Annotated in this window: 11 protein-coding genes; 2 read left to right on the top strand and 9 right to left on the bottom strand. The window is 59.5% G+C overall.

Going from position 1 to position 14,071, the window contains the following annotated elements; all coding sequences use genetic code 11:
- The first annotated feature begins 99 nt into the window (after positions 1–99).
- Positions 100–2,298, top strand: coding sequence for a calcium-binding protein (locus SJY21_RS12800; RefSeq protein ID WP_377511279.1), 2,199 nt, complete (start codon positions 100–102; stop codon positions 2,296–2,298).
- A 63-nt stretch (positions 2,299–2,361) separates the two neighbouring features.
- Here SJY21_RS12800 and SJY21_RS12795 read toward each other — a convergent pair whose 3' ends face one another.
- The gene (locus SJY21_RS12795) at positions 2,362–3,672 is read right to left on the bottom strand and encodes a DEAD/DEAH box helicase (protein WP_377511277.1); all 1,311 of its coding nucleotides are present in this window, start codon (positions 3,670–3,672) and stop codon (positions 2,362–2,364) included.
- Positions 3,673–4,369: 697 nt separating this feature from the next.
- Between SJY21_RS12795 and SJY21_RS12790 the strand changes: the two genes are divergently transcribed.
- Complete coding sequence (locus tag SJY21_RS12790; protein ID WP_377511274.1) at positions 4,370–5,179, top strand: division plane positioning ATPase MipZ; 810 nt, start codon at positions 4,370–4,372, stop codon at positions 5,177–5,179.
- Here SJY21_RS12790 and SJY21_RS12785 read toward each other — a convergent pair.
- From SJY21_RS12785 to SJY21_RS12750, 8 genes are all read right to left on the bottom strand, one after another.
- Positions 5,176–6,546 carry a hypothetical protein gene (locus SJY21_RS12785; protein ID WP_377511271.1) on the bottom strand — a complete coding sequence of 457 codons (1,371 nt, stop codon included), beginning with the start codon at positions 6,544–6,546 and terminating at the stop codon, positions 5,176–5,178. The genes SJY21_RS12790 and SJY21_RS12785 overlap by 4 nt on opposite strands.
- Before the next feature lie 113 nt (positions 6,547–6,659).
- On the bottom strand, positions 6,660–7,400 hold the full coding sequence (locus SJY21_RS12780; protein WP_377511268.1) for a copper homeostasis protein CutC: 741 nt from the start codon (positions 7,398–7,400) through the stop codon (positions 6,660–6,662).
- Complete coding sequence (locus SJY21_RS12775; RefSeq protein WP_377511265.1) at positions 7,387–8,526, bottom strand: N-acetylglucosamine-6-phosphate deacetylase; 1,140 nt, start codon at positions 8,524–8,526, stop codon at positions 7,387–7,389. Before SJY21_RS12775 ends, SJY21_RS12780 begins: the two co-directional genes overlap by 14 nt.
- Positions 8,526–9,425, bottom strand: a complete 900-nt coding sequence (locus tag SJY21_RS12770) for an ROK family protein (RefSeq protein ID WP_377511262.1) — start codon at positions 9,423–9,425, stop codon at positions 8,526–8,528. Before SJY21_RS12770 ends, SJY21_RS12775 begins: the two co-directional genes overlap by 1 nt.
- Positions 9,426–9,531: 106 nt before the next feature.
- Positions 9,532–10,530 carry an SIS domain-containing protein gene (locus SJY21_RS12765; protein ID WP_377511259.1) on the bottom strand — a complete coding sequence of 333 codons (999 nt, stop codon included), beginning with the start codon at positions 10,528–10,530 and terminating at the stop codon, positions 9,532–9,534.
- 2 nt (positions 10,531–10,532) lie between these two features.
- Positions 10,533–11,669, bottom strand: a complete 1,137-nt coding sequence (locus SJY21_RS12760) for a Gfo/Idh/MocA family protein (RefSeq protein WP_377511256.1) — start codon at positions 11,667–11,669, stop codon at positions 10,533–10,535.
- A complete protein-coding gene (locus tag SJY21_RS12755) occupies positions 11,666–12,763 on the bottom strand; it encodes an ABC transporter ATP-binding protein (RefSeq protein ID WP_377511254.1) in 1,098 nt (365 codons plus the stop codon). Before SJY21_RS12755 ends, SJY21_RS12760 begins: the two co-directional genes overlap by 4 nt.
- An 88-nt stretch (positions 12,764–12,851) precedes the next feature.
- Positions 12,852–14,063: an ABC transporter substrate-binding protein gene (locus SJY21_RS12750; RefSeq protein WP_377511252.1), complete on the bottom strand. Its 1,212-nt coding sequence runs from the start codon at positions 14,061–14,063 to the stop codon at positions 12,852–12,854.
- Positions 14,064–14,071 lie beyond the last annotated feature (8 nt).

Raw genomic sequence — 14,071 nt, 5'->3', positions numbered from 1 at the left:
CAATAAAACTGGCCATAATTTTACCTTGAAGTGTGCGCAATTCCTCACCGGTGAGGCGCGTAAGTTAGCGCGGACAACCAATACACGAGGACTGCTGTCATGAGCACAGGTGACGCGAACGATAATTCCCTTTTTGGAACGGCCGGAAGCGACCAGATTTCCGGCTTGGGCGGGAATGACACGATCTTTGGTGGCGACAGCAACGACATGTTGTTTGGCGGTGACGGCGACGATACATTTTCAGGCGCGCTGACCTATCAAAGCGCTGTGGATGGCGGTGCTGGCGTTGATACGCTTGATCTGTCGGCCAGCACCGTTGACTTTTCGATGCCCGGCACCTTTGTCATCGACATTGATCAGGGTGTGTCGATCAGCGGCGGCGCGTCTTTCTCCGATGGCAGCTATAGCAACCTTGAAAACATCACGAGCTTTGACTTTGTCGCGATCGAGATGATCGGCAATGCTGCCAACAACCACCTGATTTCGTCCCACTACGATGACACGATCCGTGGCGAAGACGGCAATGACGTTCTGGAAGGGCGTGACGGCGATGACATGCTTTACGGCGATGCGGGCAATGACACGCTGATTGGCGGCAATGGCATCGACTCGCTTTATGGCGGTGCAGGCAAAGACACGCTGGTGGTTCTGGGCGGCACAGGATCGGACAATCTTTATGGCGGGAACGGCAACGATACGGGCGATTTCAGGGCCATCACAGACGCCGACATGGTGTTCAACTCTGCCCAGCAGACCTATGCATTCTCGGCGGGCGGCGAAACCTTTGCCATGAACTCGATCGAAAAGATCCTTGCGGGATCTGGTGACGATCTGTTCGTTGGTGCCAACGCCTATACACTGACGATCAATGGCGGCGCGGGCACCGATACGCTTGACCTGTCCTCGAGCTATATCAACGTGTCCACGTTGGGCGATTTTGTCATCGACATTGATCAGGGCTTTTCGACAAACGGCGGGTCGGTGTTTGACTTTGGCAATTTCAGCAATCTTGAAAACGTCACGAGCTTTGAAAAAGTCGCGATCATCCTGATCGGCAACAGCGCCGACAACATCCTGACAGGGTCCATCTACGGCGATGTTCTGCGTGGTGAAACCGGCAGTGACACACTGGTTGCTGGCGCGGGTGACGACATGCTTGATGGCGGCGCGGGCGCTGACGTTTATGATGGTGGTGCCGGCACCGACACGATTGACTGGTCGGCCGAAACCGCTGCTGTAATTGCAGACTTCACAGTGGGAACGGCCCTGATCGGCGACCTTGCCGAAAGCTTTGACGGCGTGGAACAGGCGATCTTTGGCAGCGGCAATGACATCGTGACGGTCGATACCTTTGGCGATGGTGCCTCGGTCGATTACGTTTGGAACGGCGGCGCGGGCGTTGACACGCTGGTGCTGAAATCCGACGGGATCGCCGATGATATCGACCTGAACATCAACGCGATCAACTTTGAAAACGTTGCCGGATCGAATGATGACAACACCATCACTGGCGCAGCGGCGAACAACAACCTTCAAGGGCGCGGCGGTGACGACATTGTTCACGGCGGTGGTGGGTCTGACATTCTGTCGGGTGGCAATGGTGCCGACACAGTTTACGGCGGCGAAGATGGCGACACGATCCGTGGCGAGGCCGAAATTGACAACCTGTTCGGCGATGGCGGCGATGATGATATCTCGGCGGGAACCGGCAATGACGTTGTATCGGGTGGTGATGGTGCCGACACCATTCGCGGACAGGGACAAAACGATGTTCTAAGCGGTGATGGGGGCAACGATACGATTTATGGCGGGTCGGGTGCCGACGATATCTATGGCGGCGATGACAGTGACACGCTGTTCGGGCAGGGCAACAACGACACGCTGTATGGCGGCCATGGTGACGATACGCTGGGTGGGGCTGCAGGTGCTGACGTCTTGTTTGGCGGCGCGGGCGCCGATGTTCTGACGGGTGGTTTAGGCCTTGATACCCTTGACGGTGGCGCAGGCAACGATGTGATGAACGGTGGTGCCCATGCGGATACGTTTGTGTTTGGCGCTGGCTATGATCAGGACCGCGTAAATTCATTCGAGCAAGGGCTGGATACGCTGTTGCTTGATGCAGCGCTTTGGGCTGGCACCGCTGGCATCGTTGACGCGCAGGATGTGCTTGATACCTTTGGTGCACTGAACGGGACGGGAACGATCTATACGCTGACCTTCGGGACCGATGTGATCGAACTCCAAAGCGGTGAAGGTATCAACGCGGCAACATTGGCGGCAGATCTGGCGATTTTCTAGCGCCGCTCGTGCCGTCGCCATAGCAAAAGCAAAGGGCGGCCCGATCGGACCGCCCTGCATGTCTTAGGCTGCGCCGCGGCCCGATTTGCGGCGACGGCGATTGCCGCCCGCCGGTTTCGCCGCTGCGTGCGCGGGTTTGCCGCCACCACCACCGGGCTTGCCACCTTGGCCGCGGCGACCACCGCCGCCACCACGCCGACCACCACCGCCGCCGCCATTTGGCTTTTTCTTCTGACCGGGCAGCACCTCCCACGGGCGCCCTGATGCCACGGGAATATCCGCCTTCATCGCCTTTTGGATATCCAGCAACTCGATCATTTCATCGGGTGCGCAGAACGCAATTGCCATGCCGTCTGCACCGGCGCGGGCCGTGCGGCCAATGCGGTGAACATAGTTTTCCGCAACATTGGGTAGGTTGTAGTTATAGACATGCTTGACCTCGGGGATGTCGAGACCGCGGGCAGCCACATCGGTGGCGACCAGCACCCGCAGCTTGCCGTTCTTGAACCCTTCAATCGCGCGTTCACGCTGACCCTGGCTTTTGTTGCCGTGGATCGAGACCGAGGCAAACCCCTTGGCTTCAAGCATTTTGTGCAGCTTTTCGCAGCCATGTTTCGTGCGCCCGAACACAATCGCGCGTTCATTGCGGTGCTTGTCCAGCAGTTCGATCAGCAGGTCGTTCTTGGCGGCTTTGGCTACGAAATGCACCGACTGTTCGATCTTTTCAATCGCCTTGCCCGGCGGTGCGACCTGGACGCGCACGGGATCATTCAGGAACGATCCGGCAAGTTCGGTCATCAGTTTCGGCATCGTTGCCGAGAACATCATCGTCTGGCGCGGGGTGGCCAGCAACGGTGCGATCTGGCGCAGCGCATGGATGAACCCCATGTCAAGCATCTGATCAGCCTCGTCCAGCACCAGATATTGCGTCTGGTTCAGGCGGATCGCCTTGCGATCCAGCAGGTCAATCAGGCGACCGGGCGTTGCGACCAGCAGGTCGGTGCCACGCTCAAGCCGCTTCATCTGTGCGACGATACCGGCCCCGCCGACCACAAGGTTCACCTTGAGGTGGCTGCCTTCGGTATAGGCGCGCAGGTTGTCGCTGATCTGTTTGGCCAGTTCGCGCGTCGGCGCAAGGATCAGGCCACGCGCTGTTTTCGGATCGGGTTTCACACCCGCCTTCATCAGCGCGTCGATCATCGGCAGGCCGAATGCGGCGGTTTTGCCGGTACCGGTCTGGGCAAGGCCCATCACGTCGCGGCCATTCATCGCGTGCGGAATCGCCTGCGCCTGAATTGGGGTTGGGTCTTTGATGCCCTGTTCGGCCAGTTTGGCCACAAGGCGGGGCGCAAGGCCCAGCATGTCGAAATCCATAAGGATGTCCTATCGGTTCGGCGACCCGTTCAGGATCGCGCGGAAAAAATGTGCCCTACCCGAATAGGTAAAGCTGGCAAAAGGATTGCGCCCGCGCGCTGACATGAGAACAGAACGTTCGCACGCCGGCGTGGCGCGGAACCCCTGCGTGATGGTGGGAACCTGTCACAATGCATCTTTGGCGGTGTCGGGCGCTTGGCCCTGACATGCCCTGCTCACGCGGCAGCCTGCATCGGTCTAGGGGCAGATGGCCCCTTTGTGACCACAAGTCAAGGGTTTGACGAAAATGCAATCTGCTTGGCGTGCATCCGCTGCCTAGTCGTTCTTAACGCGCGTGCCGTCATCCCAATCTTTCTGAGCATGTAGGTGGGCACAATCACTGCACAGTGCCCTGACCGGATATCCGCGCTCCACGACAATTACGCCACTTAGGAAGCGGAAATCGCAATTGCCGCAAACTCGAACATTCTGCTCGACAAACGGCAGTATCGACTCATCTTTGCGCTTCCATTGCGGCATTTTTGGCACCCCCGTTCTGAATTAGCTACTGCGATACCAGCAATATATCAACGCAACCTTCATTCTTGAATACTTGTCGGAGTAATGCGCGTGCATCCGCTTCCCCTTGCACCCCTTGCGCCATATAGTTACCGCAACGGTCCGGGCCTGAACCGGATCAGACAAAGGGGCAAGGGCAGTGGCACATATTATCGTTGTGGGTAACGAAAAGGGCGGCGCGGGCAAATCGACCGTGTCGATGCATGTGGCGACAGCCCTGTCGCGTATGGGTCACAAGGTTGGCACGCTTGATCTGGACCTACGCCAGAAAACGCTGGGCCGCTACATCGAAAACCGCACCGCCTATATGGCGCAGGAAGGGCTATCGCTGCCTACCCCGACCTATCACGACCTGCCCGAAATTGATGCCACCAGCCTGAAGCCGGGCGAGAACGTCTATGATCATCGCCTCAGTGCGGCCGTGGCCACGCTGGAACCCGATAGCGATTTTATCCTGATCGACTGCCCAGGCAGCCATACGCGCCTGTCACAGGTTGCGCATTCGCTGGCGGATACGCTGATCACGCCGCTGAACGACAGTTTCATCGACTTTGATTTGTTGGCCCATGTGGATACGGATGGCGAAACGATCAAAGGCCCGTCGGTCTATTCCAGCATGGTCTGGAATGCCCGCCAGTTGCGTGCGCAGGCGGGCCTTGATCCGATTGACTGGGTCGTTGTGCGCAACCGCACAGGCGCGCAGAACATGGTCAACAAGCAAAAGATGGAAGCCGCGATTACCAAACTGTCACGCCGGATCGGCTTTCGCACCGCGCCCGGTTTCAACGAACGGGTCATTTTCCGCGAGCTGTTCCCGCGCGGGCTGACCCTGCTGGATTTGCGCGATCTGGGCGTGACGGGGCTGAATATTTCCAACGTCGCGGCCCGTCAGGAATTGCGCGAATTGATCAAGGCGCTGAACCTGCCGGGCGTCACGGTGGATTTCTAATAGCCGCTGTCCATGCCCATTCCCGTCATTGACGGCTGAATTTTTGGCCGGAACATGCCGCGCACAAAGAAGAACCAGCGCAGCATGAACATGAACAGGAACAAACCTCCGACCATCATCGCAAGTGTCAGCTGCGCATTCTTGTCACCGCTGACGGCCAGCAGACCCTTGCTGACAAACCACTGCGCAATCGGCGCAAAGTCAATTTCATACCATTCTTTGTCGGCGGCGTCGGTCGTCGGCGCGACATATTCGGCGACAACCTGTGCGACACGTTCTTCGGCTGACGGAATGGCGACCGCAGCGGCAGCATCGTTCTGGCGTGCATCCATCAACAAGCTGCCGATCGTTGCAATCAAGACGAGGCCAAAGGCGGCACCGACGACGATCAGGGCGCCCTTGCGCAGGGTCGCGCCAAAGGATCGCTTGGCAGGGCCATTGACCCCGAGCAAATCTGCGCGCAAGGCAGTGGTCCCCGTGTTGTCCGGCACCTGCGCGTTGATTTTCGCATCCAAACGGCGCTTCCATTCAGGGATATGTTCATCAGCTGGTGCTGCCATGACAGGTGCAGGTGTCACGGCCAAAGGATCAGCCTGATCGTCTTCCATCATGCCCTTGCGATCGCTGCCCGTCAGCGCGAAGGGATCATCAAGCGGGCTGAAACCGGACGGTGTTTGCGGCGCTTCAGCTGGCTGTAGTGGCGGCAAGTCAGGAATTTCGGAGACAACTGGATCGGGTTTGCGGAAAACGAGTTTCAGGATACCCAGCAGGGCGATCGCACCTGCGATCTTGGAGAACAGCCCGAAAACCGAACTGTTGGCTTTGGGCGCAAACGCAGCCTCACGCCCGTCGACGTAGGGGTAAACAATCAGGAAACCCGGCGCGAATGCCCGGCCCTGTTCGCGAAATGAATCTTCAACGATCTCGTCCCATTTGCCCAACGGTCCCGTTTCACCGTTCAAGTGAAGGATTGGCCCAACCTCGCCAAAGCCTTGGGACTTCGCCAAAAGCGCCATCGGCTCCATGTCCTCGAACTGGAAATTGCGCCCAGTATAAAGTGCGACACCAACGGGTTCGCCAGTTTCCGCCTCCATCAAAGGCACCATGAGCGCGCGGTCAGTCGATGACGACCCTTCCAGCGTCAGCTGATAGTCCATCGAAAAATCAAGCTGGGCGCGCAGGTTCACCTCGCCCATGTCGGTGCGGTCGGTGGCGCGGTCATAGTCCTCGATGTTGACAACAGGGGGCGGGCCAGCGGCAAGGGCTGCGGCCTTGCGCACTTCGCGTTCGTTTTCAGATACCTGCAAGAAATATCCGACAGCCAACACAGCCGCTGCGCCGCCAAAAAGCGCCAAAGGACCAGACATCAGAAACCGGATGAGACCTGCGAAAATGTATTGCATATGACCTGCCCTAACCAAAGAAGTGGTCAAAATATGCTGGGGATTTAGGGCCAATTTACGGCGCGGTGCGACCGATTTTATGGTGATGTGACCCCGGGAAGCGCATCAATCGCAGCGCGCATCTGCGCGATCCTGGCGGGGTCGGTGCGGTTGCGCGATGCCGTCGCGAACCCGAACGCCTGTTCCTCGTGCCCCTGCGCCACAGGGAGGGAACAAGATGCGTGAAACGCGTAAATACCTGTTTTCGCCGCGATATCTCCCAGATTTTGCGCTGTCACGCCGCTTCCGGCCATCACGGTAATCCGGCCCGCTGCGGCGCCTTGCAGGGCGGCTAAACCGTCAATCCCATCGGGTGCGCGCACCGCCCCGCCCGAAGTCAGAATGCGATCAAACCCAAGGGCAATCGCATCCTCAAGTGCGCGCAGGGGATGATCGACCAGATCAATCACACGGTGCAACGTGCAAGCCATGTCGCCCGCCGCCGCGCGCATCTTGGCAAGGGCAACCAGATCAAGCTCGCGATCCTTGAAGGCCCCCAGAACCACGCCTGCCAAACCCGCGGCATGCACCGCGGCGATATCTTGCAAGCAGGCCTCAAGATCATGATCGTCATAAGAGAAATCGCCCGCGCGCGGCCGGATCATCGCATGCACCGGCACCTTGCTGTCGCGCGCAATTGCCAGCAAGCCCGGTGACGGGGTCAACCCGCCCAATTCAAGCGCACTGCATAATTCTATCCGGTCGGCGTGGATCTGGCAGGCGGATAGTCCCTCTGCGGTATCGACGCAAACTTCGAGCGCGGCGCTATTGGGCGGCATTGCTTTGCGCGGTCGTCGCAAGTGCAGTTGCAAGGTCGCCGCGATAATCAAGGGTGTCCGCGTCTAGCACAACAAGGTCATCAGCGCCGCGACCCATCAGACCACCCAAATCGGGCCGCCCCATGCAATCCGCAGGCACGGTGGTGGCCATTGCAAGTGCGGTTTCCAGCGGTGTTCCGGTCCGAACCACCAGCCGTTGAACGCCCAGCGCTTGCGTCACATGCGCCCCGGCAAGCGACCCTTCCTCGTTGACCAACCGCCCGTCCTGCAAGCGGATCGTCTGCCCGTAAAGCGTAAATTCATCCGGTCCGCCAACGGTTGCCATCGCGTCCGACACCAGCATCATCCGCCCCGCCGTGGGGCGCGCACGGATCGCCATGCCGACGATTTCATCAGCCACATGGTGCCCGTCACAGATGATACCGGCGTAGCAATCAGAGTTGATCACGGCCCCAACCGCACCGGGCGCACGGCCCAGCATCGGCGACATCGCGTTGAACAGGTGGGTTGCACAGGTGGCCCCTGCTGCCATCAGAATGCGCAGCTCCTCGGCGGTGGCATCGGTATGACCGATCGACACAACCACCCCGTTCTGCACAAGGGTCGCGACCTGCGTCGCTGTCGCGTTTTCCGGTGCGAGCGTGATCATCACCGCGATTCCCTGCGCGCGCAGTCGCATCACCGTTTCCATCGTGCGATCATCAAAGGGGCGCACATATTGCGCGGCATGGGTGCCCCGGCGCGCAACCGAAATATGTGGGCCTTCAATGTGCAATCCAACGAACCCGTGCAGCCCCTTGGCGGCAATCGCCGCGTCGGCGGCTTTGTCCAGGACATCGGGGTGGTCGGTGATCACTGTGGGCATCACTGCAACCGTGCCAAGCCCGCGATGCGCGGCAAGTATGCCGGCAATCCCGTCATGGGTTGGCGTCGTGTTGAGCATGATCCCGCCACCGCCGTTTACCTGAAGGTCAACAAACCCCGGCGTGACCAGCCCCGTAACCGCCACCGCGTCAGCCGGCGCATCCGCAACCTTGACCACACGTCCGCCTGACAGCTGCAACGCTTTGCCGCGCTGCACGACCGTGCCGTCAAAAAGCAGTTCTGGCGCGATCCAGCGGTCCATCACGTTACCTCGTTACATGCGGCAAGGGCCGCGCCGCGTGCGCCGCTTGTATCACCGCCCTGCGCCAGAACAATCGGTGGGATCGAAAAATCGCCAATCTGTGCAGTTTGGGTCGCGACTGTCAGATCGTCGACAACCTTGTCGATCTGGCTAAGCCCACCACCCAGAACGACAATGTCAGGATCAACCGTCAGGATCAGCGTGCGCAGCAGGTCGGCTACCAGTTCGCACCACGCCTGCCAAACAGGTGCAAACTCGGTGTGGCGCCCGGTGGCGATCTCTTGTGATGTCAGGTCGCGCCCTGTCAGCGTCCTGGCAATCCGGCCAAGTCCCGGGCCTGCAATATATGTTTCGCAACAGCCCATACGCCCGCAACCGCATTGCACGACGGGCAGGTCATATTTGGCAACCAGATGGGCGGGCGCAGCGGTATGGCCGAACTCGCCACCTGTTCGGGTCGGCCCTTGCAGGATTGCGCCATTAACCGCGATGCCGCCGCCGATACCCGTTCCCATGATCAGCGACATGACTGTGCGGTGTCCTTTGCCTGCGCCAAACACCGCCTCGGAGAGGGCCAGCGCGCGACAGTCGTTCACATACGTTACGGCACGGCCTGCCGCCTTGGCGATGTCAGCCGGAAAGGGTTTGCCCGATGCAACAAGGTTCGCAGTCAGGGCAAGGCCAGTCACCGGATTGACCAGACCGGCAGCACCAATACCCACGGGGGCGGGCGCACCTGTTTGTAGATCAGCCCAAGCGATCTGCCCTGCGACAGCAGCAACCAGCCCATCGTAATCGCGCGGTGTCGCAACGCGGTTGCGCGCGATCACTTGCCAGTCGTCACCGAAAACCTGCGTTTCGATTTTCGTGCCACCAAGGTCGATCCCAACCGCTGTCATGACACCACCGTTGCCCGTTGCACATACGATGAGGCACCCCTAGCCGGCCAGATGTCCGGCTGAGCGGGGATATCGCGCCATGTGGCGCATTGGTTCACATCGTTACTCATGTGGTTTGCGTCACCTTTGACAGGGTTTCGGGCGCGTCCGGGTCCATGCCCAGCGCAAGGGCCGTGTTCAGGATCACCGGATACATCATTGCCAGCAAAAACGCAGCGGCCGATGCAGGCGTCAAGCCGGTTGCGCCGATATCGGCGGGGCTGATCCGCTGCACGTCACATCCGATCTTGCGAAACCGCGCTTCGGCCTGATCAAGACTGTCCTGAAAATGCGCAGCGCCGCTATCAAGGATCAGCACCATGAGCGGGTTCGTTGCCAGTTGCATCGGCCCGTGCAGCACTTCGGACGACGAATAAGGTTCGGCGTGCAGGGCACAGCATTCCTTGAGCTTGAGCGCGACTTCATGTGCCGCGCCATAGCCCGTGTCACGCCCGATCACATAGATATGGCGCGCGCGCAGCAGGGCGGCTTGCAGTTTGGCAGCGCGCGGATGGGTCGGATTGACGCTGCGCAGGGCGGTGATGGACTGCGCGGTGCGCGTGGCATATTCGGGCGAAAGTGCGCCCAGCAGGGCCATGCCCGCGGCAACCGATCCGATCACGGTTTTGGTGGCGGGCACAGCCAGTTCCGGCCCGGCGTTGATGGGCAGGTGCAGGTGGGCGGCCTGTTCAACCTGCGACCCTGACTGATTGGTGATCGCGACCACGCGCGCGCCTTTTTCGGCCGCACCTTTGGCGGAAAGGACCAGATCATCACTGGCACCTGATTGGCTGATCACCAGCGCGGCAGTGTCGTTCATCGCAACGCCCTGCCCCAGTGAAAACACCGACGGCGGCAAGGATGTGACCGGCACGCCCAGTTCGCGCATCATTTCATAGGACAATATATTGGCAGCGGCATCGGACGATCCGCGTGCGATTGTATAAAAACAGCGTAGATTTTGCAGCGCGCGCGCGTCCACCTTTTGCACGGCAGCGGCGCAAAACACATCCATCGCCTGTGCGCTTTCGGCGGCCATCAGGCTGCCTGCGGTTTTGGTTTCCATGCTCATCCCCGCAGTCCATAGCTGTCAAATTCGGCCCAGGTTTCAGTCAGATCGACGATCGTGCCGTTGATACGCGCCTCGTCCAGGGCCATTGCCGCGAGGCCCGCTTCAAGCGCATCAACCACGCCAACGGGCAGGCTGTCGGCCTCGCCGCGCAATAAGGCGGCGATATCGTCCACCATCATGTGATCGGCGCCGTAATGGGCCGAGGCGCGCGCGCCGTCCATTTGCGTGTAGTCATGATCGGCGATCACCGTGCCATCGCGCGCTGTCGCCTTGAGGTAGCCGCGCACAAAGTCGCCCTCGGCCATGCCCAGCGCGCCCATCACGCAGAAACGGCGGTGTTCGTCGGGGACGTTCAGGTTGGTGTGAAATGCAAGGCTGGCCCCCGTTTCATAGTGAAGAACCGCGGTCTGGTAGTCGATGATATCCCCATCCGAGCGGAACGGATCATCGACGCTTTCCCAGACGCTTGGCTTGCGGTGCATGATTTCGTTTTCGGTGTTGGAGGTCGGGGAAAATTCCGGGATGAAGGACTTGCGCCCGCCAAAGCTGGCCACGCGATCGGGCCGCGATCCGGTGACCATGTTGTAGATGTCGATGTCGTGGCAGCATTTTTCCAGCATGAAACCGCCCGACCATTTGATCATCCGCCGCCAGTCGCGCATGAAAAAGGCACCGTGATAGGGGCCGATATGTTCGTTGGCTTCCAGCGAGATGACCGGCCCTAGACGATCCAGCACCGCGCGCAGGTCAACCATGTGCTGCGAATAGCGCAGGACCAGCCCGACCATCACGCGGTCGGTGCCGTGTTTGGCCAACAGGGCGGCCAGTTCCATCGTGTCCTCTTTGGTTGTCACTACGGGTTTTTCGGTGAAGATGCGCACGCCTGCGGCCAGACCCAACTTGATATGTTCAAGGTGGAAACTGTTGGGCGAGCCGACAAAAAACAGATCGGGCTGCGTTTCGGCCAGCATCTGTTCGACGTCGTCAAAGCGCGGCGTGTCCTCGCCGATCATGTGCAGAAAAGTTGGCTGCGGATCGTAATACCCGACGAAATCCACCTCGGGCATCGCATCGCGCAGGATCGACAAAACGTGGCCCGCGCGCAGACCTATGCCAGCCGTGACGACCTTCATGCGACCAACGCCGGCGCAGACAGTCGACGCAGCACATCACCATTGGCGTCAAAGACATGGCAATCCTGCGGGGCGACGGACAAGGTCAGGTTGTGTCCTTCGCGCACGGGCGCATCACCGGGCAGCGAGGCGCAGAACCTGTGGCCATTGCCAATCGTGCCATAAGTGATCGACACACCGCCAAGCCGTTCCAGAACGCGCACGGAAATGTCCAAGCCACTGTCGCCAAGGGCTACATCTTCGGGGCGGATGCCGACTTCGACCATGTCTCCTTTGCTGACTCCGACTGTATCCACCGGCAATGCCATCTTGTGCCCGCCGTCCATTTCCACGGATAGGGCACCATTGGTGCCAGTCACGGTCGCGGGGATCAGGTTCATATTGGGTTGCCCAATGAACGAGGCGACGAATTTTGTGGCAGGGTGGTGGTAAAGCTCCATCGGGGTGCCGAACTGTTCGACCCGCCCGCCGTTCAGAACAACAATGCGGTCGGCCATTGTCATCGCCTCGACCTGATCGTGGGTGACGTAAACCATGGTTGCGTCCAGCTCACTGTGCAGTTGCGAGAGTTCAACGCGCATGTCGCCGCGCAGGGCCGCATCAAGGTTGGACAGGGGTTCGTCAAACAGGAACACCTTGGGGTTGCGCACGATGGATCGCCCGATGGCGACACGCTGGCGCTGCCCACCTGACAGCTGCCCTGGTTTCAGTTGCAGCTTGTCCGTCAGTTGCAGGATTTCAGCTGCCTTTTGCACACGCTGGTCCAAGTCATCCTTGGCAAGCTTTTGAACCCGCAGCGGAAAAGCGATGTTTTCATAGACCGACAGGTGCGGATAAAGTGCATAGGACTGGAACACCATGGAAATGCCGCGATCAACAGGATGGGCGGCACTGACGTCCTTGCCCTCGATGATGATATTGCCGGATGTGGCTTCTTCCAACCCGGCGATGATCCGCAGCAGCGTGGATTTACCGCAACCCGATGGGCCGACAAAGACCACGAATTCCTTGTCCTCGATCGCAAGGCTGATGTCATGCAGCACCTTGGCGGCGCCAAAGGATTTGTTGATCGCATTCAGGTCAAGAGTGGCCATGGCGCAAGCGTCCTGTCTGTTGGAAATCTGTAAGGGTCCGTCCGGGCGGCAACACGCGGTCACCGCCCGGATCGGGGAGAAACGCCTGTTAAAGGGCGTCGTCGAGTTCTTCACCGGCAATCGTCACCAGATTGTCCACTGTGTCATCTTCAAGGATGATGCCCTGGATCATGTTGGTGAACACGGACTGCAACGATTTGAAGTCTTCGACCAGCGGCTCGGGGCCACCTGTCTGGATCGACGCAGTAAAGATCGGCCAGATACCTTCGTTATAGTAAAGGTCGGTCTTGCCCATCGCGGCATAATCAAGGATCGGCGTCAGACCCCACGAGCTGTCCAGATCATACTGACTGTCACCGGATGTGATCCGCTGGGCCAGTTCCTGTGCCAGGTCTTCGTGGCCGGACCCTTTGAACACGACAATCGAGTCCGTGATCAAGATCGACCCGCTTTCGCCCGATGGGCCGTGTGGCACGGGGGCAACCAGCTGGTTGATGTCCTCGTTATGCTGCCCGTAACCCCATGGGCCGGACACATACATGGCAATCTGCCCATCGTTGAACAGGTCTTTGAGTTGGTCACGTTCCCATGCTGTCGGGCCGTCCTGTGCCACGGCAACAAGGCTGCCGTAGAACTCCAGCGTTTCGCGGGTCTGGTCGCTATCAAGCATGTTTTCACCCGTCGCAGGGTCAATCACCACACCGCCGTTGGAATACAGGTAGTTCAGGAACTGGTGCATGGTGTTGTCGAAATCCTTGCCCGCAAGACCAACGCCAGCGGCATCGGTGTTGTTGGTCACGGCTTCGGCCATGGCATACATGTCGGCCCATGTGGCAGGGGCGGCACATTCCATGCCGGCCTCTTCGACAAGATCACAGTTGATATAAAGACCCTTGGTCGAGAATGCGTGCGGATAACCCCAAGCCTGCCCTTCGATCGTGACGGTATTCAGCACGCCGGGCTGATAGGGTGTTGCCGGGTCGATGTTGGCGGGCACGATCAGGTCGTTATTGGCCAGCTGGCGCAATGTGCGTGACCCCATATAGGCGATAGACGGCGGATCACCGGCAGCGGCCAGCGTCAGAGATTTGTCCTGACACGTGCCCCATGGCACGGCCTCGAGGTTGACGGTGACGCCATCATGGTCGGCGACAAACTGATCGACGACGGCCTGATCGGCATCGCGAACTTCACCGCCGCACATGATAAAGTGCAGTTCGGTCGCGTGGCTTTCGGCCTGTGCGGTCATCGCTGTGCCGGAAAGCAGCAGCGCACCCATTGTAATTTTTGCAAGTTTCATTTGGTCTT

This window comes from Octadecabacter sp. R77987 (genome assembly GCF_042466115.1).
GTDB lineage: Bacteria > Pseudomonadota > Alphaproteobacteria > Rhodobacterales > Rhodobacteraceae > SW4.
This window is presented reverse-complemented; position numbering and strand designations above follow the sequence as displayed.

Excerpts from the sequence above, each read along its gene's own strand:
- SJY21_RS12750 (WP_377511252.1), bottom strand. The coding sequence starts at position 14,063 with ATGAAACTTGCAAAAATTACAATGGGTGCGCTGCTGCTTTCCGGCACA.
- SJY21_RS12755 (WP_377511254.1), bottom strand. The coding sequence starts at position 12,763 with ATGGCCACTCTTGACCTGAATGCGATCAACAAATCCTTTGGCGCCGCC.
- SJY21_RS12795 (WP_377511277.1), bottom strand. The coding sequence starts at position 3,672 with ATGGATTTCGACATGCTGGGCCTTGCGCCCCGCCTTGTGGCCAAACTG.
- SJY21_RS12770 (WP_377511262.1), bottom strand. The coding sequence starts at position 9,425 with ATGACAGCGGTTGGGATCGACCTTGGTGGCACGAAAATCGAAACGCAG.
- SJY21_RS12780 (WP_377511268.1), bottom strand. The coding sequence starts at position 7,400 with ATGCCGCCCAATAGCGCCGCGCTCGAAGTTTGCGTCGATACCGCAGAG.
- SJY21_RS12760 (WP_377511256.1), bottom strand. The coding sequence starts at position 11,669 with ATGAAGGTCGTCACGGCTGGCATAGGTCTGCGCGCGGGCCACGTTTTG.
- SJY21_RS12800 (WP_377511279.1), top strand. The coding sequence starts at position 100 with ATGAGCACAGGTGACGCGAACGATAATTCCCTTTTTGGAACGGCCGGA.
- SJY21_RS12775 (WP_377511265.1), bottom strand. The coding sequence starts at position 8,526 with ATGGACCGCTGGATCGCGCCAGAACTGCTTTTTGACGGCACGGTCGTG.
- SJY21_RS12765 (WP_377511259.1), bottom strand. The coding sequence starts at position 10,530 with ATGGAAACCAAAACCGCAGGCAGCCTGATGGCCGCCGAAAGCGCACAG.
- SJY21_RS12785 (WP_377511271.1), bottom strand. The coding sequence starts at position 6,546 with ATGTCTGGTCCTTTGGCGCTTTTTGGCGGCGCAGCGGCTGTGTTGGCT.